Origin of the sequence: Streptomyces sp. WAC04114, from assembly GCF_019733245.1 — a bacterium.
Lineage (GTDB): Bacteria > Actinomycetota > Actinomycetes > Streptomycetales > Streptomycetaceae > Streptomyces > Streptomyces massasporeus_A.
The window spans coordinates 1-2,717 of record NZ_JAIGQA010000334.1 but is presented as its reverse complement, the minus strand read 5'-3'; the positions used below and the strand labels follow the sequence as shown (position 1 = coordinate 2,717).

Annotated in this window: 4 protein-coding genes; all 4 read left to right on the top strand. The window is 71.7% G+C overall.

The genetic code is table 11. The features are described 5' to 3' along the window. Window positions 1–384: 384 nt before the first annotated feature. The 4 genes from dapD (at window position 385) to K4G64_RS38865 (ending at window position 2,673) form a co-directional block, all read left to right on the top strand. On the top strand, window positions 385–1,374 hold the full coding sequence (gene dapD, locus K4G64_RS38880; protein WP_053670674.1) for a 2,3,4,5-tetrahydropyridine-2,6-dicarboxylate N-succinyltransferase: 990 nt from the start codon (window positions 385–387) through the stop codon (window positions 1,372–1,374). 143 nt (window positions 1,375–1,517) lie between these two features. Further along, the gene (locus K4G64_RS38875; protein ID WP_221760561.1) at window positions 1,518–1,748 is read left to right on the top strand and encodes a hypothetical protein; all 231 of its coding nucleotides are present in this window, start codon (window positions 1,518–1,520) and stop codon (window positions 1,746–1,748) included. A gap of 179 nt (window positions 1,749–1,927) precedes the next feature. After that, entirely contained in the window at window positions 1,928–2,125 is a 198-nt protein-coding gene (locus K4G64_RS38870; protein WP_221760560.1) for a hypothetical protein, read from the top strand. A gap of 128 nt (window positions 2,126–2,253) precedes the next feature. Beyond that, the gene (locus K4G64_RS38865; RefSeq protein WP_221760559.1) at window positions 2,254–2,673 is read left to right on the top strand and encodes a phage holin family protein; all 420 of its coding nucleotides are present in this window, start codon (window positions 2,254–2,256) and stop codon (window positions 2,671–2,673) included. The last annotated feature ends 44 nt before the right edge of the window (window positions 2,674–2,717 follow it).

The window sequence follows — 2,717 nt, the reverse complement described above, 5'->3', positions numbered from 1 at the left end:
GTCCTGCGCCCGACCCGTGCACGCCCCGCTCACGGACGCCCCAGTCGAACTGGCCCTGCCTCCGAAGCCCCCTGCGGTGGATACCCCCGCCATGGCCCCCCGCGGCCCGACTCACTCACGAACACCCGACCGTACGCGCCCCGCGCGGGGCCCGTACGGTCGGGTGTTTGTGAGTGAGTCGTGCCGCGGGGGCCGTGGAGGGGGCGTCCACAGTGGGGCGTTCCGAGGCGGGGCCGATCTGGCGGGGGCGTCCGTGAGCGAGGTGCCCCCCGGGCCGGTGTCCGTGCTGTTGAGGGGGTCTTCGCCGGAGCGGATACCGCCCGTCCCGTGAGATGCCCCCGCACCGGTTCGCCTCCATCGGCGTCCGCCGGTTAGGTTGCCCTCATGACCGACACGACTGCTTCTCGCACCACCGGCGCGGTGGCCGCCGGCCTCGCCACGATCGCCGCCGACGGCACCGTTCTCGACACCTGGTTCCCCGCGCCCGAGCTGGCCGACCAGCCCGGCCCGTCCGGCACCGAGCGGCTGTCCGCCGAGCGTGCCGCGGAGCTGCTCGGCGGTGGCGCGACCGCTGCGATCGGCCCGGACGCCCGCCGGGGCGTCGAGGTGGTCGCGGTCCGCACGGTCATCGCCTCGCTCGACGAGAAGCCGATCGACGCGCACGACGCCTACCTGCGCCTGCACCTGCTCTCCCACCGCCTGGTCAAGCCGCACGGCCAGAGCCTGGACGGCATCTTCGGCTTCCTCGCCAACGTCGCCTGGACCTCGCTCGGCCCCGTCGCCGTCGACGACCTCGAGAAGGTGCGGCTCAACGCCCGCGCCGAGGGCCTGCACCTTCAGGTGACCTCCGTCGACAAGTTCCCGCGCATGACGGACTACGTGGCCCCCAAGGGCGTCCGGATCGCCGACGCCGACCGGGTCCGCCTCGGCGCCCACCTCGCCGAGGGCACCACCGTCATGCACGAGGGCTTCGTCAACTTCAACGCCGGCACGCTCGGCACCTCGATGGTCGAGGGCCGCATCTCCGCCGGCGTCGTGATCGGCGACGGCTCGGACATCGGCGGCGGTGCCTCCACGATGGGCACCCTCTCCGGCGGCGGCAACGTCATCATCTCCATCGGCGAGCGCTGCCTGATCGGCGCCGAGGCGGGCGTCGGCATCGCCCTCGGCGACGAGTGCGTCGTCGAGGCCGGCCTCTACGTCACCGCCGGCACCCGCGTCACCATGCCCGACGGCCAGATCGTCAAGGCCCGTGAGCTGTCCGGAGCCTCCAACATCCTCTTCCGCCGCAACTCGGTCACCGGCACCGTCGAGGCCCGGCCGAACAACGCGGTGTGGGGCGGCCTGAACGAGATCCTCCACAGCCACAACTGACGGCCCCGGGCCTTCCCGTACGACTGAGGGCCCCGGGCCTTCCCGTACGGATGACCCGGCGTGACCTCGCGGTGGTTTTGGCAGATGAACGGGTGGACGCAGTGTCCGATCAGACGCCGAACCGACGAAACGAGGACCGAGGCATGAGGAACGAGCAGGGGCAGGCCGGGGCGCGCCGGCTGGCCGGGGTGGTCGCGGCACTGGCGGTGTGCTGGCTTCCTGCGGGGGTCGCGCACGCCGACGAGACCAACACCGGCTCGCACAACGGCCACCGGGTCGGTCTGATCAACGTCAACGTCGGTCAGATCGACGACCCGGCGGAGGACGTGCTGGAGCACACGCTGCTCTTCGGTGACGGGTACGCCTGGAACTGAACCATCCGGAGCAGTGGGGACGGCCCGTGCCGCAGATGACTGCGGTGCGGGCCGCCGTTCCGGGATGCCCACCGAACCCGGCGAGAAGTTCTACGACTTCCCCGGCAGGGAAGTCTCCGCGCCCGCGCTGGAACGCCACCGGGGCTGGTCCGTGGACGCGGGGGTGTCAGCAGTGGGAGGTGCGCGGGCAGCAGCTGCTCGCCTGTGCGGACGGGAACTCGCTCGTCGCCTGGGACATCGGTCGGGACGGGAACGAGCTCCATCAGCGGCTGGTCCTCGTGACCATCGGTGGTGAGAAGACGATCTCGCTCAGCGGCTTCCGGTCGCCCAAGGACAACACCAAGGGGCCGGTGCGGCATTTGTGTAGCTCCACTTAATTTTTCTACCGCTTCTAGGTAAGTGATGCTTCATGGCTGGCGCCAGGTGCGCACAGTCGTCTCCGCTGGGGTAGCCGCGGGGCCGTCCGGGTACTCGGGTGGTCCTGACTTCGGGAGGAGGCGGAACCGTGACCGGGACCATCGATCATCGGGCCGTGCACGACGAGCGCCGCTCCGTGGGTGAGCTCGTCGGGCAGGCCACGGAGCAGCTCTCCACGCTCATGCGGCAGGAAGTGGCACTCGCCAAGGAGGAGCTGGCCGAGAAGGGGCGGCGTGCGGGGCGCGGCGGCGGGCTGCTCGGGGCGGCGGGTGCCGTCGCGTACGCCGGGCTGCTCGTTCTGTCCGGTGCGGGTGTCGCGGCGCTGTCGCTGGTGCTGCCGGTGTGGGCTGCGGCGCTGATCGTGACGGGGGTGCTGTTCGTGATCGCGGCCGTGCTGGCGGCGACCGGGCGGGCGCAGCTGCGGCGGGCCGCGCCGCCTACGCCTGAGCAGGCTCTCGGGAGTGTCAGGGCGGACGTGGAGGAGATCAAGGAGAGGGCGCACCGATGACGGAAGCGACGGGTGGGGCGAAGGGGCCCGATGAGCTGCGGCGG

Excerpts from the sequence above, each read along its gene's own strand:
- K4G64_RS38875 (WP_221760561.1), top strand. The coding sequence starts at position 1,518 with ATGAGGAACGAGCAGGGGCAGGCCGGGGCGCGCCGGCTGGCCGGGGTG.
- dapD (WP_053670674.1), top strand. The coding sequence starts at position 385 with ATGACCGACACGACTGCTTCTCGCACCACCGGCGCGGTGGCCGCCGGC.